Origin of the sequence: Marinomonas phaeophyticola (genome assembly GCF_026966905.1) — a bacterium.
GTDB classification, from domain to species: domain Bacteria; phylum Pseudomonadota; class Gammaproteobacteria; order Pseudomonadales; family Marinomonadaceae; genus Marinomonas; species Marinomonas phaeophyticola.
The window spans coordinates 14,812-39,292 of sequence record NZ_JAPUBN010000013.1 but is presented as its reverse complement, the minus strand read 5'-3'; the positions used below and the strand labels follow the sequence as shown (position 1 = coordinate 39,292).

Below are 24,481 nucleotides of genomic sequence, written 5' to 3'. Positions count from 1 at the left end.
ATTACTTGGCCTTTTTAATGAAAGCCATTCTTGTAATAGCTTATGATACTTTATTATTTTTTTGAGTTTTGATTTTATTAATAGAGGGTTTGAATGGAATTTATTTGGATACTGTGTGCATTTCTATGCGGTTTAGCGATGAAAATGATCAATATGCCGCCTTTGATAGGTTTCTTAGCGGCTGGCTTTTTCCTCAATTTTTTAGGAATAGAAGCTTCTTCCTCTCTCGATACTTTAGCTCATGTCGGCATTACATTAATGCTATTTTGCATTGGTTTAAAACTGCACGTAAAGGACCTGCTAAAAAGTGAAATTTGGTTAGGAACGCTTTCCCATAAAGCACTTTGGAGTATGGTAACGGCGTCCTGTGTCATGTTTTTTGCGGCTATCAATCTGCCCTATTTTAGTGATTTAGACTTTAAAACCGCTCTCATTATTGGTTTCGCTCTCAGCTTTAGTAGTACCGTATGTGTTATCAAGCTGTTAGAAGATGCAGGGGAGATGAAAACTCGCCACGGCCAAATCGCTCTTGGTGTTTTGGTTATGCAAGATATTGTAGCCGTCGTCTTTTTAGTCTTAGCGACAGGAAAAGTCCCTACTATTTGGGCCATTGGATTATTTGGGTTAATTTTATTACGCCCCTTTCTATACCGCTTATTAGACAAAGTTGGCCATGGAGAAATGCTTCCATTAGCAGGCTTATTCTTAGCCTTTGGTGGCTATGAATTATTTTACTCTGTTGGTGTAAAAGGCGATTTAGGCGCACTGATTCTGGGAATTTTATTAGCATCACATTCGAAGTCCTCTGAATTAAACAAAGCCTTAATGAATTTTAAAGACATATTCCTGATTGGGTTTTTCTTATCGATAGGGTTTACCGCATTACCCACTCTAGGCATGTTAGGCATGTCTTTCGTTCTTAGCGTATTTTTAATAATTAAGTTTGCCCTATTCTTTATTATTTTTACTCGTTTAAAACTCCGAGGGCGTACCGCGTTTCTAACCGCACTCTCTATGTCAAACTACAGTGAGTTCGGTTTAATTGTAGCCGCATTAAGTGTTGATAGCGGTTGGTTAAGCAAAGAATGGCTCGTTATTCTAGCGCTATCCGTTTCTGTATCCTTTGTTATTACTAGCGTACTTTATAAGAATGCCCATAGACTCTATTTACGACATAAAGAGAATATAAAAAGCTTTGAATCTGATGTCTGTTTAGATGAAGATAGCTTTATTCAACCGAAAGATACCCGCATCTTAGTTGTCGGGCTGGGACGAGTAGGAAGAGGCGCATTTGAATCACTACGACACACATTAGGTAAGCAGGTTGCGGGCATGGATGCAGATAGGGTTCGTATTTCTTCTATGAAAAGCGATGGCGATAATGTGTTTTTTGGGGACGGTGAAGATGCTGACTTATGGGAAAAGTTGGACACTAAAGGTATTGAATTGATCCTACTCGCCTTACCAACGATTAAGGACAGTAGCAACATTACCATGCAATTGCGCAAATCAGGATATAACAAGCAAATCGCCGCCATTGCTCGCTACCAAGATGAGCGAGAAGAGTTATTGGCGGCAGACATAGACAACGTCTTTAATTTTTATACCGAAGCAGGAACAGGCTTTGCGGAAGAAAGTCTCCAACTTATCGGTTTGTCCAGTTCAACAGCAACGCCTTTGCCTCAATAATGTACAAAGTGACTAAGTAATATCTTAAAAAGCAGCCTTGATCTCATAACTGAATACATCAAGGTTGCTTTTTACATAGTTCACTTCAGCTTACTTAAATGCAGTCACAATTGATCCTAAATCATTCGCTAACTTATCCAATTCACCGCTCTGTTTTTGAATGTTTTTTGCAGACTGCAAGTTTATTTCAACGCCTTCTCGAATATGTAACATGTTATCTTGTATCTCAATTGCCACTGAAGACTGCTCCTCTGCCGCACTCGCTACCTGAATGGTTCTGTCAGAGACTTCTGTCATAAGCGTACTAAGAGAGGAAAATAAGTCACTATTATTTTTCACATCCACTGAAAGGTCCGCTAGACTCAGCTGATTGCTCTTAATACTCTCAACCGTTTCACCAACAGATTTTTGCACTTGCTCAATCGCAATACGAATTTCTTCTGTAGATCCCTGAGTTTTTGAAGCTAGGGTTCTAACTTCATCGGCCACTACAGCGAACCCTCGACCATGTTCTCCTGCTCGGGCGGCTTCAATAGCAGCATTTAAAGCCAATAGGTTTGTTTGTTCTGCGATTTGGCTGATAACCAACAAAATATGCTCAATTTCATTCGTACTACTTTGCAATTGCAAGGTCTTTTCAGACGTTGCCGACATGTTAAGATTCAGCGACTCAATGCTAGACTGAACCTTCTCCACATTGTCTAATCCTTTTTGGACGCTAGAGGACGCTTTTTTACTGGCTTCAGAGGTAGCATTTATGCTGTTCGCAATCTCTTCTGTTGCATTCGCAGATTGACCGACCGCAGAAGTGACCATTTCTACTTGCTGCTGTATTTTCAAACTGCCATCATAAGCGTCAAGCATCGCCTTTCTTGTACTACTCACTGAAGATGCCATTAGATTCGAATAATCATCAAGACGGCCAACCACGGTTCTATTTTGTGCCTGTAACATCCCAATACTCGATTCACTTTGTCCCAGCTCATCCATAGAAGTAGAAAATAGCTTTTGAATAAGCGGATTATTGTTTACCAGACGACTTAATCTCTTTAAAGATCCGACACGTTTCATCATTGGAATAGTGAAAGAAAGGGCGACTAATTGCATTAGCATAAAAATACTAAGTACTGTCAGATCAACCATTCCAAGACTCAATAGCAAGGCATCAGCTAGAACCCAAAAAATCCCATATTGCAGGAAGAAACGATTGCATAAAGAATGAGATTTAGTCGATTGCTCGAGTTTTCCGCTATTAATTTGCTTATACAAGGCGTCTGCTTTTCTAACTTGATCTTTCGAAGGGCTCACCCTTACTGATTGGTATCCTACCTTTTTACCCTGTTCATATACGGGTGAAACATAAGCATCGACCCAATAATAGTCCCCATTTTTACATCTATTTTTGACTAGGCCTCTCCATGATCGATCCGCCTTTAAATCCGCCCACATATTTGAAAATGCCTCTTTGGGCATGTCGGCATGACGAACCTGATTATGCGGTTTACCCACTAACTCTTCAGAAGAGTATCCGGCAATATCACAAAACGCTTGATTGGCATAAGTAATAATGCTGTCAAGATTCGTTGTTGATACCAATTGAACCCCTTCTGGGAAAGTAATCTCTTTACCTGAATCCATTAAGCTCTCCTTAAAATTGCATTTTTATCATAAAAACTGACACAGTATTGTTAAAATCATGTTCTTTACCGAGATTTTTTATTAAAACATGATATTCAATCGGTTACCTTTATTTTGACAAAAATGACGTTATTACACGCAAAAAAACAGCGGCCTTAACCACTGTTTTTTACTAAAACATGAGATGCTATTAGATATCTAAATAATCCATAATACCGTCTGCCGCTTTACGACCTTCATCTATTGCTGTTACAACTAAATCTGAACCTCGAACCATATCACCACCGGCAAAGATTTTTTCATTAGTTGTTTGATACATGAATTTCCCTTGCTTAGGAGCGATTACACGTCCATAAGCATCCGTTTCAATACCAAACTTATCAAACCACGGTGATGGACTTGCTTGGAAGCCAAATGCCACTAATACGGCATCAGCCGGAATAATTTGTTCGCTACCTTCAACAACTTCCGCTTTACGGCGACCGTTTTCATCTGGTGCCCCCATAACAGTTTCAACCACCTTAATCCCTTCAACCTTGTCTTTACCGATAATTTCTACAGGTTGACGATTGAATAAAAATTGCACACCTTCTTCACGAGCGTTTTTCACTTCCCGTCTTGAGCCCGGCATATTTTCTTCATCACGGCGATATACACAAGAGACGGATTTAGCGCCTTGACGAATGGATGTACGGTTACAATCCATTGCGGTATCACCACCACCTAAAACAATAACTTGTTTACCTTTAAAGTTGATAAAATCGCTTTCATCTTCTTCGAAACCTTGGCAATGATTTACATTCGAGACCAAAAAGTCTAATGCTTCATGAACACCAGGAAGATCTTCTCCAGGGAACCCCCTTTCATCGCTTTATAGGTGCCCATACCTAAGAAAACGGCGTCATACTCTTCTAAAATATGTTCAAACGGCACGTCATCACCAACCGATGTACCAAGCACAAACTCCACGCCCATCTCTTCAAAGACTTCACGACGAAGGGTCATGACTGACTTTTCAAGCTTGAACTCAGGAATACCGAACGTTAATAGGCCTCCGATTTCTGGGTTACGATCAAAAACAACAGGTTTGACCCCATTACGAACCAGAATATCCGCGCACGCTAATCCAGCAGGACCCGCACCAACAATAGCAACGGTTTTATTAACAGGTACTACCTTAGACATATCAGGGCGCCAGCCAAGAGCAAAGGCGGTATCAGTAATGTATTTCTCTACTGAACCTATAGTAACGGCACCGAAGCCTCCTTCACCTAGAGTACACGCGCCTTCACAAAGTCGATCCTGTGGACAGACTCGACCACACACTTCTGGCAAAGAGTTTGTTTGATGACTCAACTCTGCCGCTTCCATAATATTGCCTTCACTCACTAATTTTAGCCAGTTAGGAATATAGTTATGCACAGGGCATTTCCACTCACAATAGGGATTACCACACTCTAGACAACGGTGTGATTGATCTTTTGCTACTTCTTCTTCGAAAGGCTTGTAAATTTCAACAAACTGCCCTTTACGAGTGATTAGAGGTTTCTTCTTTGGATCTTTACGATCGACCTCTACGAATTGAAATACATTATTTAAGCGCTCAGACATAAGCAGCCAACTCCTCTGAAGACATCTATTCAATGTCATTCTTGCTAAACAGTAAAAAATCAAATTTTGCAGAGGAACATGTTCTCCTCTGCAAATAAATGCCGGTAATTTATTCTGGTCGTTGACGAGTATTCGCCAGCAGGTTACTTAAGCTTGCGGCTTTTGGTTTCACCAACCAGAACTTACCTATATAGTCATAGAAGTTTTCTAGAAGCTCGCGCCCCCATTCACTGTTCGTTTCACTAACATACTCTTCAATAACACTACGTAAGTGAGAACGATATTCTTCTGTGGTTTCTGTACCAATACGGTGAATTTCAACTAATTCATGATTGTATTTATCAACAAAGGTACGGTCCATATCTAGAACATAAGCAAAACCACCAGTCATACCCGCACCGAAGTTATAGCCTGTTTGTCCAAGAATGGTAACAGAGCCACCAGTCATGTATTCACAACAGTGATCACCTGCACCTTCAACAACCGCATGTGCACCAGAGTTACGAACAGCAAAACGCTCACCTGCCGTACCTGCCGCCAACAACTTACCGCCAGTCGCACCATATAAACAGGTATTACCAATGATGGCGCTGTTTTGAGATTCAAAAACTGAACCTTTAGGTGGGTAAATAACCAGCTTACCCGCTGTCATGCCCTTACCTACATAATCATTTGCATCCCCTTCAAGATACATATTCAGGCCACCCGCATTCCAAACACCGAAGCTCTGGCCAGCCGTACCATTCAGGCGTAATGTGATCGGTGCGTCATTCATTCCTTGGTTGCCATAGCGTTTGGCTATTTCACCCGATAAACGAGCGCCAATAGAGCGGTCACAGTTAGTTACCGTAAATTCAAACTCACCGCCCTCTTTCTCTTCAACAGCGTGCTGAACCGCCTCCCACATTTTCAATGCCATTAAGCCTTTATCATGGGGAGGGTTAAAAGGAACTTGGCAATACTGAGGCTTATCCGCCGGAATCGCATCATTATTTAAAATGGGCGACAAATCTAAACCCGCTTGCTTATCGGTTTCACCAGGTAATAAAGTCAATAAATCAACTCGTCCAATTAGTTCACCCAGGCTCGCAACACCTAATTTAGATAACCATTGACGGGTATCTTCAGCCATGAATAAGAAGAAGTTCTTAATCATCTCAACCGTACCGAGGAAGAAGTCATCACGCAAATGCTGATCTTGTGTAGCGACACCCGTTGCACAATTATTTAGATGACAAATGCGGAGGAACTTACACCCCATGGCTATCATTGGCGTGGTACCAAAACCAAAACTTTCAGCCCCTAAAATAGCCGCTTTAACAACATCCAGGCCAGTTTTTAAACCGCCGTCTGTTTGTAAGCGAATCTTGCCTCTTAGATCATTTGACCGCAAAGCTTGCTGAGCTTCTGCTAACCCTAATTCCCATGGGGAACCCGCATGACGAATAGAGGTAATAGGAGAGGCCGCGGTACCACCATCGTATCCAGAAATAGTAATCAAATCGGCATACGCTTTGGCAACACCTGCAGCGATCGTTCCTACGCCAGGCTCAGACACTAATTTAACAGAGACGAGAGCATCAGGGTTCACTTGTTTCAAGTCAAAGATAAGCTGAGCTAAATCCTCAATTGAATAAATATCGTGATGTGGCGGTGGTGAAATCAAAGTAACGCCTGGAACAGAATAACGTAAGCGAGCAATAAGGCTGTTTACTTTACCACCAGGAAGCTGACCCCCTTCACCAGGTTTCGCCCCTTGAGCTACTTTAATTTGCAGCACTTCAGCGTTGACCAAATATTCCGGTGTCACCCCAAATCGGCCAGAAGCAATCTGCTTAATCTTAGAGCGTCTTTCCGTACCATGGCGAGCAGGATCTTCACCGCCTTCACCAGAGTTTGATCGACAGCCCAATTCATTCATCGCTTGCGCTAGTGATTCATGCGCTTCCGGAGATAATGCACCAAGTGACATACCAGCCGAATCAAAGCGCGGCAAGATGGATTCAATGGGCTCCACTTTATCCAATGCAATCGGTTTGGCTTTATCAGAAATAGCAAACAAGTCTCGTAGCATAGACGCAGGACGAGTATTCACTAAATCCGTATACACCGCAAAATCTTCAAACTTACCGCTAGCAACAGATTTTTGTAAATTACGCACAACATCTGGGTTAAAGGCATGGTATTCAGATTCATGCACATACTTCAGATAACCGCCCTGTTGAATAGGCTTGCGCAATTTCCAAGCATAGTCCGCAATTTTAGTTTGTTCTTTTTGGAAGTCTTTAAAACATGCACCTTTAATCCGACTTGCTACGCCTTTAAAGCAGAGTTCAGTCACAGCGTCCGATAAACCAACCGCTTCAAACAATTGAGCGCCACGGTAAGAAGCCACTGTTGAAATTCCCATTTTTGATAGGATTTTCATTAAGCCTTTGTTAATACCTTTACGATACTTACTGTGACACATAATTGGGTCACCCAAGACTTCGCCTTTATCTATCATGTCATTAATGAGTCGATAGCTAAGGTACGGGTAAACAGCCGTGGCACCAAAACCTAATAACACGGCAAATTGGTGTGGATCTCTTGCAAAACCTGTATCACAGACAATGTTAGAATCACAACGTAGACCAACTTTAGTCAAATGATGATGAACCGCACCCGTCGCCATAGGCGCAGGAATAGGTAAATGTCCTTTCTCTATATCTCGATCCGTTAATACAACAATCACGGCACCATTACGAACCACTTCTTCGGCACTGATTTGCAAGTTTTTAATAGCTTGTTCTAACGTAATTTCTTCGGGGTTATAATTCGTATTGAGACGAACTAAACGGAATCGATAATCGTCTAACGCTAATAATCGACTGTACTTACGAGGCGATAAAATAGGGGATGACAAAATAATACGATTAGCGTGTTTTGGGGTCTCTTCAAATAAGTTTCGCTCGACACCAATACAGGTTTCTAGAGACATCACCACAGATTCACGTAACGGATCGATAGGTGGGTTAGTAACCTGGGCAAACTTTTGACGGAAGTAATCGGTTACTGGACGTGTTTGGCTAGACATAACAGCCATAGGTGTATCATCACCCATAGAGCCTACCGCCTCATGACCACTTTCCGCTAAAGGTCGGAAGATTTGTTCCCGTTCCTCAAAGCTAACTTGAAACATTTTTTGATACGTTAGCATTTCTTCAGTCGTAAAATGATCAAACTCTTGCTTCGATTCTACTAGCAAGGTTTCGATACGAATAACTTCTTGCTTCAGCCACTTTTTATAGGGATGAGCCACTTTCAGGCGGTTATCAATATCTTGCGTATGCATGATCTTGCCGCTCTGTGTATCAACTACCAACATTTGTCCAGGACCAACACGACCTTTAGCGATCACATCAGAAGGCTGATAAGCATAAGTGCCAATTTCAGACGCTACCGTCAAATAGCCGTTCTTTGTCATCACCCAACGTGCCGGACGTAAACCGTTACGATCCAACATACATACAGCGTGACGGCCGTCAGATAAAACGAGGCCAGCAGGACCATCCCAAGGTTCCATGTGCATAGAATTGTATTCATAGAACGCACGCAGTTCAGGATCCATGTTCTCGACGTTCTGCCAAGCAGGTGGAATCATAAGGCGGGAAGCACGGAAAATATCCATCCCCCCCATAACCATCAACTCCAACATATTATCCATTGAAGATGAATCTGAACCCGTTAAATTAACCAACGGTTGCAAATCCTGTAATTCTGGAAGCAAAGGAGAAAGCAACTTATTTGCTCTAGCTAAAGCCCAATTACGGTTACCTTCAATCGTGTTAATTTCACCATTATGAGCCAACATTCTGAAAGGTTGAGCCAATGGCCATTTCGGTAGAGTGTTCGTGGAGAAGCGCTGATGGAAAACACAGATGGCTGTTTGTAGGGCTTCATTACCAAGATCTTTATAGAAAGAAGGTAAATCTACTGGCATCATTAACCCTTTATAAGACAAGACTTTGTCAGATAAAGAACAGACATAAAAGTTTTCATATTGTGAAAGTGCAATTTCAGCTTTACGACGAGCGACAAACAAACGCGTTGCAAACGTTCTCGCATCCATTCGGTTACTATCGATAAATACCTGTTCAATTCTCGGTAAGCAATCTTCTGCAATACGACCTAAGCAAGCAGGATCCACCGGCACTTCACGCCAACCGACGACTTTCACTTCTTGTTCAAGCAACTTGGCCGTTAAGGTATCTCTTTGATCTGCCGCAAGCTTTTCGTCTTGATCCAAGAACACCATACCCACACCATACAAATCCGAAAAGGTGTGATCAAATAACGATATGGCTTCGCTTCTTAAGAAGCTATCTGGTTTTTGTATCAGTAGTCCACAACCGTCACCTGTTTTACCATCAGCGGCAATACCACCTCGGTGTGTCATACAAGTGAGCGATTCAATAGCCGTTTTTAAAAGGTGATGACTGGCTGTGCCTTCCATGTGAGCAATTAAACCAAACCCACAGTTGTCTTTAAATTCACCAGGACGATAAAGGCCTGTACTCATACACCAACTCCCACACTATATCTAAGAAGAACGAAAAAATTCGAAAGTGCAATCGACTGCGTTATTACTTATAAAGAACAAACATCTATAACAGTCGATTTTTCCGATACTAAATTGCAGGCAATCTTACCCTGATAATTTTCAAGGCTCAAATAAGCCCCATAGCTGGAGTCTCTATTTTCAGGTTATCCAGATGTGTTTTAACAGCCTAACAATAGGCTTAATAGGATTATCTATGGTTGGATTTTTTCTTAGCAGGAAATTCCACTATGGAATCTGGTTTTTGTAATAAATACGGTTTTTTTTACTATTTTTGATTTTTTTAAAAAAATGCTCAAATATTGTGCAAAAAACGCATTATTGTGCTTTTCTAATGTCCTGTTGTATTCCCTTAACACTTCGGGCCCATGGATTTAATGACTGTAACTCCTTCGGCAGGGTTTCAACTGCGGCAATGGCTTCACTGCGATTGCGGTAGTTTCCATAGACAACAACAAACCAATCTCTATTATTATGAACCGCTTGAAAATAGCTAAACCCATCTAAGCTACCTTGGTCGCGAATAAACTCTTTTACGGTTCGCAAATTATAAGTACCTAACAATTGTAAGGTATAACGATTTGGGCTTTGAGTGAGCCACCAAGAAGTTTTTTCAAAGCGATCTGTAGGCGCTTCCTCAACCACTTCTTTCGCATCACTATTAGCCAGTTTCACATCACTATTAGCCAGTATTGGTGCACTTGTTTGTATTACAGGAGACGTCTGTCTAATCGGACTATTTGTCGTAATACTCGGGGTTAAAGGAATTGGAGCATTAGACTTAATCGGAGCCGCGATCACCTTTGAACTGTTACCTCCTTCTTGACCCGTATTTGACGCGTTATTTTGTACTAATACATCACTAGGTATAGGAGGTAAGGAAAGTTTATTCTCACCACTACCTAAGCGTTTTTGCATTTCTTCTATTCTTGCAATGGTAGCGGAAGGAGCCTGAGAAATCGCCTTGCCTTCTAATGTTATCGTGCGGCCAGCGATAGGCGCATTTCCATCATCACTATCATAAAACACGACAGCAATCAGAATACCCAACATAACAATGGACAAAAGCGCCATATGGACAAGCGGAAAGCCTAAAGCAAAATTCCACTTAAACTTAGAACCACTTGATACATTGCTCGAACCAATTCCAAGTTGAACTTGAGCCATTTGATTTATTCGACCTGGAAAACCATTTGACTCTTTATAAATACCTTTTACTTGTTTGTCGGTAAAAGGTAGGTTTATTTCACCACTAACACTTCTGACTCTATGTAATAAATAGGATCGAGTCTCTTCTAACGTATAAGGCTGCAACACTTGGTGGTGACTCAGCTGTTCAAAACGGTTTTTTTGGAAAGAGTCTAAATTTCTTTGAAGAGGAAACTCACTGAAAAGCAAGACATGAGGAACCGCTTGATGTTCGCTGGCCATCGATACCATATCTAAAAGCATTATAATGGCATCAGTATTTAATTCTTGTGCATTATCAATAACAACCAAACCAACCTGCCCCATTTGCTCTTGCTCTGTAGCAAACGCTAATAAAGGGCCAAAAGTGGAGTCTGGACTAAGGTGTTCAATGTCACTGCCAAAGCCAGCATAAATAGCACTTAAAAGCTGCCCTGCTGTCATCAACATAGACCCATGCACCTGACTTACTACAGCCGATTCCGTTTGATGAGTGACAAACTCCTTCATAAAGGCCGTTTTACCACTTCCCTGCTCACCTTCGACAACCAGCAGCATAGAGCTATAACGACTTAAGTGTTCTAGCATCGCCAATTGTTGGTTACGAACTTCCGTTGTGAAATATGGCGCTTTATTCGAGCCAAACGGATCTCTCAGCACACTTTTCGGTTGCTGATCTAACGCACTTTCCAAATCAAACTGAAAGCTCGGTTCGGCCATAGCCAGTATTTCTTCTCCAACTAAATAATAGAATTAATTATAATTCGATGACTGGGTGTTCAGTATCTTATTGAACCGCTTCCAACGCATCTAAGACGGTTTCATTAAATATCTCTAATGGAAAATCCGACGTAACAATAGCATGTCCAAGTTTTTCTAATAAAACCAAACGAAGACTGCCATCTAATACTTTTTTGTCAACCGACATCCGGGCAACAAAAGAGTCCAGTGTCATTTCTTTCGGAGGTAAAACAGGTAAATTCGCCGCTTTAAATAGAGCTGCGCTGCGCTCTAGATCACTGTTTTGTAAATTACCCATTCTCCAAGAAAGATCCAAAGCTAACATTGAACCTGCCGCCACGGCTTCACCATGTAACCAAACACCATAGCCCATTTCAGTTTCAATAGCATGTCCAAAAGTGTGCCCTAAGTTTAAAATAGCGCGAATTCCACCTTCACGCTCATCTTGAGACACAACATCACTTTTAGCGGCGCAAGACAAGTAGATAGCCTGAGTAATCAACTCAGAATCTAGCTTCATTAGTTCAGACATATTTGACTCTAGCCATGCAAACATTGAACTATCACAAATAAGACCATATTTAATCACTTCAGCCATACCCGCTGAAAGTTCCCTCGATGGTAACGAAACTAAGGTATCAATATCAATGATAACCGCTTGAGGCTGATAGAAAGCGCCTACCATATTCTTTCCAAGAGGGTGGTTTACACCTGTTTTCCCCCCTACAGAAGAGTCCACTTGAGACAATAAGGTCGTAGGGACTTGAATAAAGGGAACACCTCTTTGATAAGTTGCCGCAGCAAAACCAGCCATATCACCCACGACACCACCACCAAGTGCAATGATAGTCGTTGTTCTGTTATGACGAGCTTCGAGTAGGCGAGTCATAATCTTTTGGTAGGTTTCAAGCGTTTTAAACAACTCACCATCAGGCAAAATACAAGTGTCTACTTGATAATCGTCTCCAAGCATGGTGACTAAGGCATCAAGATAAATGGGGGCAACGGTTTCATTTGTTACCACCATGACCTGCTTGCCATGTATTGCCTTATCAAAAAGCGATTTCGTATTACGGATCCCAGAACCGATATAAATCGGGTAACTTCGATCTCCAAGATCGACCTCTAATGTGCGCATATTAAGCGTTCTCCAATTTCAAATGCTGTTCGATAGCATCCCAAACTTTTTTAGCTACTGATTTTGGATGACGTGTATCTGTTTCAACGATAATGTGAGCGACCTCTTTATAAAGTGGATCACGTACTGCAAACAGCTTACTTAATGTTGCTTTTGGGTTACCCGTTTGCAACAAAGGTCTGTGGTTACTTTTTGACGTTCTTACTAATTGTTGGTTAACCGTTGCATACAAATACACGACTAACCCCCCATTACGTAAAATGGTTCGATTTTCTTCACGCATAACAGCACCTCCCCCCGTAGCCAGCACAATAGGTTTATCCATATTGTGAGTCAGCTCATAGAGGGCTTGCGTTTCGCGATGACGGAACCCGTCTTCACCTTCTTTTTCAAAAATCCATGGGATGTCAGCCCCAGCGTTTTCTTCAATCACCCGGTCTGAGTCATGAAACTCATTTCCAAGTGATTGTGACAGTAAACGACCTATTGTCGTTTTTCCAGCACCCATCGGGCCCACTAGAATTATATTGGGGGCAATAATCATGGTCTTTTTTTATATTGATATTTAGCGGATTTAGGTTTACACCTAGTTATTTGTCATTTGTAGCAGCTTTGGCGTAATAAATACAAGTAATTCCACTTTTTCTTGTCGCTCTATGTGTCTTCTAAAGAGTCCACCTATAAAAGGCAAGTCTCCTAATAACGGAACTTTGCTTTCACTAAGTAAGTTTTCATCTCTAAAAATACCGCCCAACACTAATGTTTCCTGATCGACTACTACAACCTGAGTTTTAATGCGGTTTGTTTCCAAACTGGGTATACCATTGACTAAATCACCAACAGCATCTTGATGAATAATTAAATTAAGCTGTATTTTATCATCGTCTTTAACAAATGGGGTAACTTCTAGCATGAGTCCTGCTTGTTTAAACTCCACTTTAACCGCATCATCCTCCCGAGTCTGGTATGGCACTTCAGTTCCAGACTCAATACGTGCCGCCTGCCCCTCGGCTGTTACAATCTTTGGTTCTGAAATAATATTTGCACTACCTTCACTTTCTAACAGGTCCAATGTTAACTCTAATATTTTCTCCCCTTTTGTTAAAGCAAAAGTAAATGCACTAGATGCCTCCAAAGCACCAAGGTCTATGGCTCCACCAACCCCAGACTCAACCATAGTATTGGCTGTTTGCGTTTCCCAATTTACGCCAAATTGTGATTGGGCATTTCCTCTAACCTGTGCAATACGAGCACTAATTTCAATTTGCCTTAAAGGACTGTCTAACCAATGAATGACTTCAGTTAATCTGTCTTGTTGTTGACAATTAAGAGCAATCAGTGAATTCGTTCTCCCATCCACACTTACATTCATTTTAGGAAAAAGCTTTTGTAAATGAACCCCCACTTTTTCTGCTTTCGCATGCTCTAGCGCCCAGAACTGAGTCTGACATGGCTTATTACCAGAGATCGCTTTTTCCTCTCCAGCAACCCGTTTCGAAAGCAACGCAGTACCCTCTTGCCAACGTAACTCAAGATTTTGTTTTTCAGCCACTATTTCTAGGAAATCATGCCAATTAGTATCATGCAAAATCAAACTTAGTTTCCCTGATATATCGGGACTCATGACAAGACTTTGTCCCGCTTGATTCGCCATCCAAGGTAAGATTTCATTAATGTCTCTATCTTTAATTTGCACCTCTAATGCAAGCAAGATATGACTGAATAAAAGAAAAAATATAGTCATTATGCAACGATGAGCATGGCAATACATTATAACTCCTCCTCAAGTACTGGAGGCTGCAAATAAACAGAAGTAATGTCACCATTTAAATTACTGAGTTTAACCTCATTTTGCTCGATAGATTCAACACTTGCCATAATAATAGGCAACCAATCACCTTGGCTGACAGAAAGTGAATGACCATCGATTACTAATAAACTACGCCATTGATCGTTAGCAAACACGGTACCAACCAACTGAACATTATCCAAAACACTTGCGCTAGGATAAGGAGCAAAAGGAAATAACGGATATGCGGCTCTATTAGCCGTTCTTTTTATTAACTGTAAATACAACCTCCCCCAAGTCTTCTGGGGAATCAAGCGTTTCCATGACATACTGACTGGAAAAAAAGGGGCAAATTCATCTAATTGTATTAATGCCGTTCGCCACTCATCATCGCTGGTCTCTCCTTCTAACTGTAAGCACATCTTTAACGTATGATCATCTGCCTCCTGCTTACCCTCAGTGGTATCGATATTTTCATGGCACGCACCATGAGTCCACTTCCATGACAGCCAATTATGCTTTTTTAAATATTCCGGAAAATAATCACCTTCAAGCAGCTTTTCTTGCAGTAACAACTTGCTTTGTGCTTTCTGCACATTCAAACGATTTTTTTGACTTTCCTGCCACAGAGAAAAAATACCGGTCCCCCAAACGCTAATCTGCAACAAAATTAATAACGCAACATTGATATAATTCAAAGGCGCATTTTTAAAAAAAACATCAGGTAGTAACTTCCCGAACGGATGTTTTTTAAACTGACTATAAAGACGATTTTTCACCCATGATAATTGCATACAGCACCTCCTGTGCTTGCTTGTTATTGTATTTTACACTTAAATCTATCGCTGGCTTTTCTAGGGAAGATAGGTCCATCATAATCCACCTAACCTCAGGCCAATGTTTCTTCCATCCATTAACTAATGCATAGAGTCTCTGCCGCGGACCATAAACTTCTAGCCTGATGCCATCTAAATTAAAGTCAAAAGACACTATTTTTATTTGGGGAGATAAAGACATTAATGACTTCTGTAAAGAAACAAAGTTTAACAAAGGCAATGGTGTTGATTGTAATGGCTGGTAGCGAGACGTTACCTCTTGAATTGCCTCACTCAACGCAGTGTGTTGATGATCAAGCCAAGCCAAACTGACACCACCGACAATGCCGAAAAAAGCACTCGATGCTAGCAAAATCTTGAGCAATTGCATTTGTTTCTGCTGCTGCCATTTTAACGGTTGATAAACCTCTATTGTGATTAACTGCTGTAATGTTTGAATCGAATAGACGTTATTAGGATCGTAAGCATGTAAATTCAGAATGTCGACTTGACAGCAAACATCTCTAATTCTTGTTAACCATTCCAAAGGGCACCCATAGATATCAAATAAATCGGGCTCCTCTCCTTTTACTTCCTGATAGCCGTAGCAAAGTGTTTCTGGAGACAAACGAATACTTTCTGAAATAGCGGATAGGCTTGCTAGTGAAAGTAAGTAATTACTTCCTATATGAGGCAGATTTTTTCTTATATGCAAAAGCCAATAAGTCGGTACCAGAACATACCACTTTTTAATTTTATGGCCTTCACGTAAGTAACGATCCGACCAATGTGTCTGTAAATTGATAAGGCAATTAATAAAGCACGCCTGCCTCTCTTCATCGCTTTCCAAGTCCAGATTAGTCAAAGAACCACTTGCATCAAGATTGAATAAAAGTGAATCGGTTTGATTAATTTTTTTATACGTAAGTAAACGGAAATCAGTCTCTGTTAGGACAATCAGTCCATAAGAAGGCGAAAGTTTCATAGTTCATCCTTGAGCTATTAAAAGTTTTCTTAATATGCTTGAAAAACACTATTTGTATTCATTCAAACTATTGTTAATTTAAGATTACAAAAAGATAACATGAATTGACGAAAAGTTAAGCACATTAACAACAAAGAATTCGCTATAATAGCGCTTTAATTTTCACCTGTAGTCGAATTGATATGCTAAAAACCATTAAAATACTGTTTATTCTAGGATTGTTAGGCGCACTATCAGCAGTAGCCATTACATACGGTATTTATCAAAGCGTTAAAGACAAAATCCCCACAGTAGAAGAATTAAGAGAGATAGAGCTACAGGTTCCACTCAGAATTTATACATCAGATAAACAGCTGATCGGTGAATTCGGCGAAAAGCGCCGTACTCCAATATCATATGATGAAATCCCTCCCTTACTAGAAAGCGCCATCCTATCTGCCGAAGACACTAATTTTTACCATCATCCTGGTGTGGATATTTTTGGTTTAGGGAGAGCGGTCGTCCAACTAATTACGACCGGAGAAAAACAAGGGGGCGGTAGTACCATTACTATGCAGGTAGCTCGTAACTACTTCCTTTCTTTCGAGCAAACTTTTACCCGTAAATTCACTGAAATATTTATTTCTTTAAAAATGGAGAGGGAGTTAAGTAAGCAAGAGATTCTTGAACTCTACATCAATAAAATTTATTTAGGCAAGCGCGCTTATGGCTTCCAAGCGGCGGCTCAAGTCTATTATGGAAAATCTTTAGACCAATTAAACTTAGCACAATTAGCTATGATAGCTGGCTTGCCAAAAGCGCCTTCTAGATATAACCCCATAGCGAACCCTTCCAGAGCGCTGATACGTAGAAACTGGATATTGCAACGAATGTTAACGTTAGGCATGATTGATAAAGACAGCTATCAAGAAGCCGTTGAAGCCCCTATTACGGCACTGAATTACGGGGTAAGTTCTGACGTAGAAGCAAATTATGTTGCTGAGATGGTACGTTCAGAGCTATATGAAACTTTTGGGGATGAACTTTATGAAGCTGGGCTTTCTGTTTATACAACCATAGACTCACGTAAGCAAAGTGCAGCAAATAAAGCCATTGAAAACGGTTTAGCTGAATATGATGAACGTCATGGCTATAGAGGCCCAGTTGCCACTAAAACAGAGCTTATTGACGCCACACAAGAAGAACAAATAAATGCGCTTGTATCTATCCCTTCGATTGGGCAATGGGTTCCGACACTGGTTCTTAAAGTAGAAAATCAAACGGCTACTGTCCGCTTTTCTTCAGGAGAAAAGCATACGCTTCCTTGGGAAGCATTAAACTGGGCAAGGCCTTATCTAGATCATAGTTATAGAGGTAAGAAACCTGAAACGGCTGGGGACATCCTTACAGAAGGAGATATTGTTTACCTTAAACCGGACCAAGAACTAACGTGGAAATTATCTCAAATCCCCAGTGTACAAAGTGCCTTAATCTCTTTAAACAGTTCCAACGGTGCTATTCAAGCCTTGGTAGGCGGATTAAACTTCTTTCAAAACAAGTTTAATCGCGTAACTCAATCAAAACGTCAACCGGGTTCAAGCTTTAAACCCTTTATTTACACCAGCGCGCTCTCAAGAGGTTATAGCGCAGCTAGCATTATTAACGATGCACCAGTTGTTTTTAATGACCCCAACCTTGCTACCGCATGGAGACCAACAAACGATGGTGGTAAATTTTATGGCCCAACACGTTTACGACAAGCGCTTTATCGCTCGCAGAATATTGTCTCTGTTCGTCTATTGGATGAAATGGGGGTAAGGCCGACATTAGAGTTTCTCAAACGCTTTGGTTTTGATCCTGATGAATTGCCTAATAATCTTTCCTTATCTCTTGGCAGTGCCAACGTTTCGCCAATGCAGATTGCCAAAGGCTATGCCGTCTTATCAAATGGAGGGCATCAAGTAGAGCCCTACTTAATTGATAGAGTAGAAGGCCGAGAAGGCGAGGAACTGTATCAAGCCACTCCCACCACCGTTTGCACTGACTGCACCTTAGTAGAGGCAAGCATTGATGACCTATTAGACGACTCTGTAGTTTATGAAGATAATCGTCAAATGGGAATATTTAAAACGCCCGCTGGCCTCAAAACCCTACCCATTGCAATCCGTGTAATTGACCCAGAAGTAAATTTCATTATCTACGATATGATGCGAGACGTGATCAAATATGGTACAGGCCGTCGTGCTCGTGTTTTAAAGCGAGATGATATTGCGGGTAAAACCGGAACGACTAATGACGGAAGAGACGCTTGGTTCTCTGGCTTTAATGGAGACATAGTGACAACGGTCTGGAGTGGTTTTGACAACTCCAGTGAGCTAGGTCGCGGAGAATGGGGAGGGTCCGTATCTTTACCAACATGGATCGATTACATGAGAGAAGCCCTAGCTAACACCAAGTCCTCATACATTAAAAAGCCATCAAGCTTAATTACGGTTCGTATTGACCCAGATACTGGGGAAAGAGCGTTACCAGGGCAAAAAAATGCCATTTTTGAGATATTTAGGAAGGAAAATATACCGGCTATTCGTTCCGCACCGTCATCCACATCGAATGACAGCAACACGGAAACCCCCTCAAATAAACATCAAGATACCGTGCTAGAGGATTTGTTCTAGTATTCTACAACAAACAGTGTCTTTTCCTTAATTTCTCGGCTATATTATTTTGAAGAGCGATTAAGGAAAAGTCGGTTTACGCTATAAAAAGCCTCTTTTGATGTAGCTGGAAGTGGATTCCTGGACGTCAAGGCTGGATACGAATCTATCGAGAGAGGATAGCTTTGTACTCTTGACGGGGATGCCAAGCTATCAAGAGGAAGTTATTGGTAAAGGTCTGATGATCTAATCTAACCCACAAAAAAATCCCGGCCTGTGGGTCGCGGCTTTAGCCCGACAAGACATTTCTTACCCCTACAATCCATTGAAATAATTGATAATTATTACGCTAAATCACAACCTACTTTTCGCTTGCTTTAGCCTGGCAATACGTTGATATAATTGATTATTGTTGCGCAAAAGCACAACTACTTTTCACTTTCTTTAGCTCGAAAATACGTATATTCACACAATATATCGTCGTCCAGAAGTCCAACGGACTCCGTAAACATCACAAACGCATTCATAGAAAGCAAAAAGGAGAGCCGAGGCTCTCCTTTTTTTACACATAGACTTTCGTATATGCCTATTAGAAACGATCTAGATTTTCTAATGGGTAAAAGTCAGGGTATGGCAAGGTCGCTACACCGGAGTCCACAGCGGCTTGTGCAACAGCAGCAGAAACGATGGTTAGCAAACGCGTATCCATTGGTTTTGGAAGAATGTATTCTTTACCAAAAGATAATGGGCTACCACCATACGCGGCAACAACATCAGCAGGCGCTTCTTCTTTAGCAAGGTCTTTCAGTGCATGCACTGCCGCTATTTTCATTTCTTCATTGATCTTAGTTGCGCGTACATCCAGTGCACCACGGAAGATAAATGGAAAACCAAGAACATTATTCACTTGGTTTGGATAATCAGAACGGCCTGTTGCCATGATAAGATCATCACGTACAGAGTGAGCTAATTCTGGGTTGATTTCTGGATCTGGATTTGAACAAGCAAAAACAACAGGATTAGCTGCCATTTTTTTCAATTGATCACCTGACAATAAATCAGGTCCAGATACACCGATAAAGACGTCGGCGCCTTCCATTGCATCATCTAATGTACGAGCATCTGTCTCAATGGCAAACATGGCTTTAAATTGATTCAAATCATCACGGCCTGAATGAATAACCCCTTTACGATCCAACACATAAATGTTTTCACGTTGAGCACCACAAGCAATAATTAGCTTCATGCATGCTGTCGCAGCCGCACCAGCGCCAAGACAAACAATTTTCACATCTTCTATTTTTTTATCTTGTAGTTCTAGCGCATTTAAGAGACCTGCCGCCGTTACAATCGCTGTACCATGTTGATCATCATGGAATACAGGAATACTGCAACGTTCGATCAGTTGACGCTCAATTTCAAAACACTCTGGTGCTTTGATGTCTTCTAAGTTAATACCACCATAGGTATTGGCAATACGTGCAACCGTATCAATAAATGCTTGTGGGCTTTCAGATTCTACTTCCACATCAACGGAGTTAACACCAGCAAAGCGCTTAAACAATACGCCTTTACCTTCCATTACCGGCTTACTTGCCAATGGTCCAATGTTTCCTAGACCCAGAACCGCAGTACCATCAGTGATAACAGCAACTAAGTTACCTTTTCCTGTGTATCGATAAACGTCTTCTGGATTCTTTGCAATTTCACGGCATGGCTCAGCTACACCCGGGCTATAGGCCAGAGATAAGTCACCTGCCGTCGCTGTTGGCTTAGTAATAGTTGAACTTAGTTTGCCTGGAACTGGATGCTCATGGTAATCCAGAGCAGCTTGCTTCATATCTTCTGCCATTTTGATGTTTCCGTTTATTATTTGTTTATTTGTTTAGTGAAAAATTGGACGCACAAAACCTTTGTAACGTACAAAATATTACTATTCTCTTCTTCACTTGTACCAGAGTAATTGAAAAGCCAGACTCTTTAAAGAGATGGATTCAATCAAATGGATCCCTACTTGCGAAGTTTATTGTTATTGAGCGGGAATCAAATCATTTGGATGCTTAATTTGCCATATCCATTTTGCTTTAGAGGGTGCTGAGTTTTTACGATAATGTTGCCAACCTCGCGCTTCGACCAATCGACCTTCAAGAGGATAAATATCTTGAGGTGACCATTGCTCCGCGGCATAAGCAGGGATATTAATAGTTAAATTACGGTTTGTATTTAACCACCATCCTCCCCTATTTCGATAGATAGAAGTAAGCGTTACTTGCGCTATTTCAAAACCAGCTTTTGGCTGCCATTGTAATGCTTGTTTCCAAATACCAATACGCTTGTCTCGCGCTTTTTTCAGATGCTTGTAAGCAATCTTGATATCTTGTATTTGGAGGTACAGCGATGCGGTAACCCAGTCCCTTAGATAATAACTGACTTGATATAGAAATTCGATGTTTATCAAACAAGTAGTATAAATATCGTCCATAACGATCCTGTTTATCTAATCCTTCTTGATAATAAACAGTTTTACCGGTCAATTCAGTAAGAGAATCTTTGGCTTCTAAGGCATAGCGCTCATGATTGCCGTCTTTATGGTCAAGTTCTGGGGTGTTAATACCAATAAGACGAACTTTACGGCCATCTTTAAAGTGGACGGTATCACCATCAACCACCCGTTTTACTTGAGCCTCACCAAGGTCTCCTTCAGCAAGGCAAGCGGACAGAGCATATTGAGATGCCAGAAATAAAAAAAGCGCCAAGCATAGCTGGCGCCTTTTTATTGAGATCATCAACATTCTTCGAATTATTTCGTAGAACGACGAGCTCCAAAACGCTTGTTGAAACGATCAACTCGACCACCAGTGTCCATCATTTTCTGTTGACCAGTGTAGAATGGGTGACATTGGCTACATACGTCGATGTGAAGATCTTTACCTAATGTTGTGTTTAGGTTTAGAGTGTTACCACAAGTACAAGTTGCAGTAATTGCTGAGTAGTTAGGATGGATATCTTTTTTCATTTTTATCACCTTATAGTTTGGTGTGCCGCCACCTGATCTAGTCTTAAATATTGAGACTTAGTTAACTAAGACATTCGTATTTAAGAGGTCAAGCACCGCACGATTCGTTGTACAGACATTGTACAGTGGTACCAAGAGGCGCCTATTTTAGGCATGAAATGATATACAGGCAACCTTTTTTAGCGATAAATCAAATTCCTTCCTTAAAGTCGTTTCCAAAGGAACTAAAAAGACGCAACAAGCATCGCTTCAGTAAATAGATTCCATAAAACTAACTCACACCAAGAGAATGAGTTAGCGTACACTATTATGTTATTCACTTTTAAATGCAACTTACTTTATTCAGAGGATATCATGCAAGAACAGCTACTCACTCTAGAACCTTATATTAAAGTAGCTTTGCCTGTTCCTATGCGTACTTTATTTGAATACAGGGTGCCTAAAGCCATTGCATTACGTCACCAGCTACTCCCCGGAATGCGTCTAAAAGTTCCTTTTGGAAAACAATCTCGCTTAGGAATCATTGTTGAGCTTTGCTATGAAACAGAGTGGGACCCTCAACAAGTCAAACCTTTAACGTCTTTACATGATGAGTCTCCTATCATCCCTCAAGCGATCATTAATCTTTGCAAATGGGCGAGTCGTTATTATCATCATCCAATCGGAGAGGTTTTCTTTCATGCATTACCGGCCATGTTACGAAAAGGTGAAACAGATAACTTTCGAAGTGAAACATGGTGGATACTGACAGAGTTAGGACACACTATAGATCCAAATGAATTAAAAAGAGCACCAAAACAACAGGCTTTTTTAGACATAGTGAGAACCCATCCCAATGGCCTTAGCCCTCACATTATGCGTTTACATGATTTACAGAGCACAGCCGCAAAAGCACTAGAAGACAAAGGCATTATTCAGAGAGAGCTACGTCACTTTAGTAAAAATGCCGAACACCATGGACATCAAAAGCAAGTTCCACCCACCTTAAACGAAGAGCAATCAGTAGCGGTCCAGCAACTGGCCAGTAAACTAGATACCTTCAACGTGTCTTTATTAGATGGCATTACAGGAAGTGGTAAAACGGAAGTCTACTTACGTTTAATTGAGAAAGTAATCAATAAAGACCAGCAAGTGTTAGTCCTAGTTCCAGAAATTGGTTTAACTCCGCAAACCTTGAAACGATTTGAAGACAGATTTAATACTGACATCGTCCTCCTCCATTCTAATATGACAGACAGAGAACGATTAGATGGTTGGTTAATGGCTCGATCAGGTAAAGCGAAAGTCATTATAGGAACGCGTTCCTCTATTTTTGTTCCCGCGCCCAATTTAAGTTTAATTATTTTAGATGAAGAACATGATGCCTCTTATAAGCAGCAAGATGGATTTCGTTTCCACGCTCGGGATCTTGCTTTAATCCGAGCTAAAGAAGTCAATGCCAGTGTCATTCTAGGATCCGCCACACCCTCCTATGAAAGTTTATTTAATGCTAGGTTGAAAAAGTTTAATTGGATAAAGCTTAGAAAAAGAGCAGGAAATGCCTCTATTCCTTCTATGGAAAGAATCGACCTTAGAGGAAAAACACTTATTAAAGGCTTTTGCGATTCAACTTTAGAGCGCATTAATGTCCACCTTAATCGTAAGGAACAAGTGCTTATTTTCTTAAACCGCAGAGGCTATGCCCCAACCCTGATGTGTCACGACTGTGGGTGGATCGCGGCTTGTCAGAATTGCGATGTGAATTTAACCGTCCATAAAGGGGCCAATAAATTACATTGCCATCATTGTGGCCATCAAGAAACGCTTCTCGATCAATGTGCGGAATGCCAAAGCCATGAGATTTTTACGATTGGTGAAGGAACGGAGCAAGTTGAAACCCAGCTCTCTCACCTATTTAAAGACACACCCGTATTAAGAATTGATAGGGACAGTACTTCTCGTAAAGATGCCCTCAATAACATCACACAAAAAATCCATGAACATAACAAAGCCATTCTTGTAGGCACTCAAATGCTCGCTAAAGGTCATCATTTCCCTAATGTGACATTAGTTGTGGTAATGGATGCTGATGTAGGACTCTTTTCCTCTGACTTTAGAGGCATGGAACGAACCGCTCAACTGATTACTCAGGTATCAGGCCGTGCAGGTCGAGCATCGAAACCAGGGCATGTTTTATTACAAACCTATCATCCCGATCACCCATCCATTGAAAGTTTGTGTACCCTTGGTTATGAATATTTTGCAACTCAAGATCTACAAGAACGAAAGACATTAGGCTTGCCTCCCTATCTACACCAAGTACTTATACGCAGTGAATCTGTAGATGAAGAACAGTCCTATTTATTACTGGATAGCTTACGTCTTGAAGCCGAACATCTTATTCAGCACTTTAATTATCCAATCCAAGCCATGGGCCCTTATTCTGCCATCATTGTCCGTAAGGCAGGACAGCATAGATATATTCTCACATTCAAATCAGCAAATAGAGCGCCATTACACCAACTTATCTCTCAATTAGCCCAATCTCTCGAACAAAACCCTCTAACACGCAAAGTTCGCTATGCAATTGACGTTGATCCACTGGAAACTTATTGAAGCAAGCCCCATAATAAGGCGAATTTCTACGATACCACTAGGA

14 protein-coding genes and 1 pseudogene are annotated in these 24,481 nt (G+C 41.1%); 3 read left to right on the top strand and 12 right to left on the bottom strand.

The genetic code is table 11. The annotated features are described in order from the left end of the window. Positions 1-93: 93 nt before the first annotated feature. Positions 94-1,689, top strand: coding sequence for a cation:proton antiporter family protein (locus O1D97_RS06380; RefSeq protein WP_269123923.1), 1,596 nt, complete (start codon positions 94-96; stop codon positions 1,687-1,689). Between the two features lie 90 nt (positions 1,690-1,779). Here O1D97_RS06380 and O1D97_RS06375 read toward each other — a convergent pair whose 3' ends face one another. The 9 genes and pseudogenes from O1D97_RS06375 to O1D97_RS06335 all read right to left on the bottom strand — a co-directional run bounded on the left by O1D97_RS06375 (position 1,780) and on the right by O1D97_RS06335 (position 16,194). Continuing rightward, positions 1,780-3,327 carry a methyl-accepting chemotaxis protein gene (locus O1D97_RS06375; protein ID WP_269123921.1) on the bottom strand — a complete coding sequence of 516 codons (1,548 nt, stop codon included), beginning with the start codon at positions 3,325-3,327 and terminating at the stop codon, positions 1,780-1,782. Between the two features lie 190 nt (positions 3,328-3,517). Further along, positions 3,518-4,938: pseudogene (locus O1D97_RS06370) on the bottom strand (FAD-dependent oxidoreductase). A 109-nt stretch (positions 4,939-5,047) separates the two neighbouring features. Beyond that, positions 5,048-9,499 carry a glutamate synthase large subunit gene (gene gltB, locus O1D97_RS06365; RefSeq protein WP_269123920.1) on the bottom strand — a complete coding sequence of 1,484 codons (4,452 nt, stop codon included), beginning with the start codon at positions 9,497-9,499 and terminating at the stop codon, positions 5,048-5,050. A 357-nt stretch (positions 9,500-9,856) separates the two neighbouring features. Then, a complete protein-coding gene (locus tag O1D97_RS06360) occupies positions 9,857-11,446 on the bottom strand; it encodes an SPOR domain-containing protein (protein WP_269123919.1) in 1,590 nt (529 codons plus the stop codon). Between the two features lie 67 nt (positions 11,447-11,513). Next, a complete protein-coding gene (gene aroB, locus O1D97_RS06355) occupies positions 11,514-12,605 on the bottom strand; it encodes a 3-dehydroquinate synthase (protein ID WP_269123918.1) in 1,092 nt (363 codons plus the stop codon). 1 nt (position 12,606) lies between these two features. Further along, the gene (aroK, locus tag O1D97_RS06350) at positions 12,607-13,149 is read right to left on the bottom strand and encodes a shikimate kinase AroK (protein ID WP_269123917.1); all 543 of its coding nucleotides are present in this window, start codon (positions 13,147-13,149) and stop codon (positions 12,607-12,609) included. Between the two features lie 42 nt (positions 13,150-13,191). After that, positions 13,192-14,376 carry a type IV pilus secretin PilQ gene (locus O1D97_RS06345; RefSeq protein WP_269123916.1) on the bottom strand — a complete coding sequence of 395 codons (1,185 nt, stop codon included), beginning with the start codon at positions 14,374-14,376 and terminating at the stop codon, positions 13,192-13,194. Next, on the bottom strand, positions 14,376-15,188 hold the full coding sequence (locus O1D97_RS06340; RefSeq protein WP_269123915.1) for a hypothetical protein: 813 nt from the start codon (positions 15,186-15,188) through the stop codon (positions 14,376-14,378). Before O1D97_RS06340 ends, O1D97_RS06345 begins: the two co-directional genes overlap by 1 nt. After that, positions 15,154-16,194 (bottom strand): hypothetical protein, encoded by a 1,041-nt coding sequence (locus O1D97_RS06335; RefSeq protein ID WP_269123913.1) that lies wholly within the window; start codon positions 16,192-16,194, stop codon positions 15,154-15,156. Before O1D97_RS06335 ends, O1D97_RS06340 begins: the two co-directional genes overlap by 35 nt. Before the next feature lie 182 nt (positions 16,195-16,376). Between O1D97_RS06335 and O1D97_RS06330 the strand changes: the two genes are divergently transcribed. Continuing rightward, on the top strand, positions 16,377-18,848 hold the full coding sequence (locus tag O1D97_RS06330) for a penicillin-binding protein 1A (RefSeq protein WP_269123911.1): 2,472 nt from the start codon (positions 16,377-16,379) through the stop codon (positions 18,846-18,848). Between the two features lie 568 nt (positions 18,849-19,416). Here O1D97_RS06330 and O1D97_RS06325 read toward each other — a convergent pair. The 3 genes from O1D97_RS06325 to rpmE form a co-directional block, all read right to left on the bottom strand. Next, a complete protein-coding gene (locus O1D97_RS06325) occupies positions 19,417-20,679 on the bottom strand; it encodes a malic enzyme-like NAD(P)-binding protein (protein WP_269123909.1) in 1,263 nt (420 codons plus the stop codon). A gap of 427 nt (positions 20,680-21,106) precedes the next feature. Further along, complete coding sequence (locus O1D97_RS06320; protein WP_269123907.1) at positions 21,107-21,613, bottom strand: thermonuclease family protein; 507 nt, start codon at positions 21,611-21,613, stop codon at positions 21,107-21,109. A gap of 14 nt (positions 21,614-21,627) precedes the next feature. Continuing rightward, complete coding sequence (gene rpmE, locus O1D97_RS06315) at positions 21,628-21,843, bottom strand: 50S ribosomal protein L31 (RefSeq protein WP_269123906.1); 216 nt, start codon at positions 21,841-21,843, stop codon at positions 21,628-21,630. 354 nt (positions 21,844-22,197) lie between these two features. On the opposite strand from rpmE, the gene O1D97_RS06310 reads away from it, so the two are divergent. Beyond that, positions 22,198-24,438, top strand: a complete 2,241-nt coding sequence (locus tag O1D97_RS06310) for a primosomal protein N' (protein ID WP_269123904.1) — start codon at positions 22,198-22,200, stop codon at positions 24,436-24,438. Positions 24,439-24,481 lie beyond the last annotated feature (43 nt).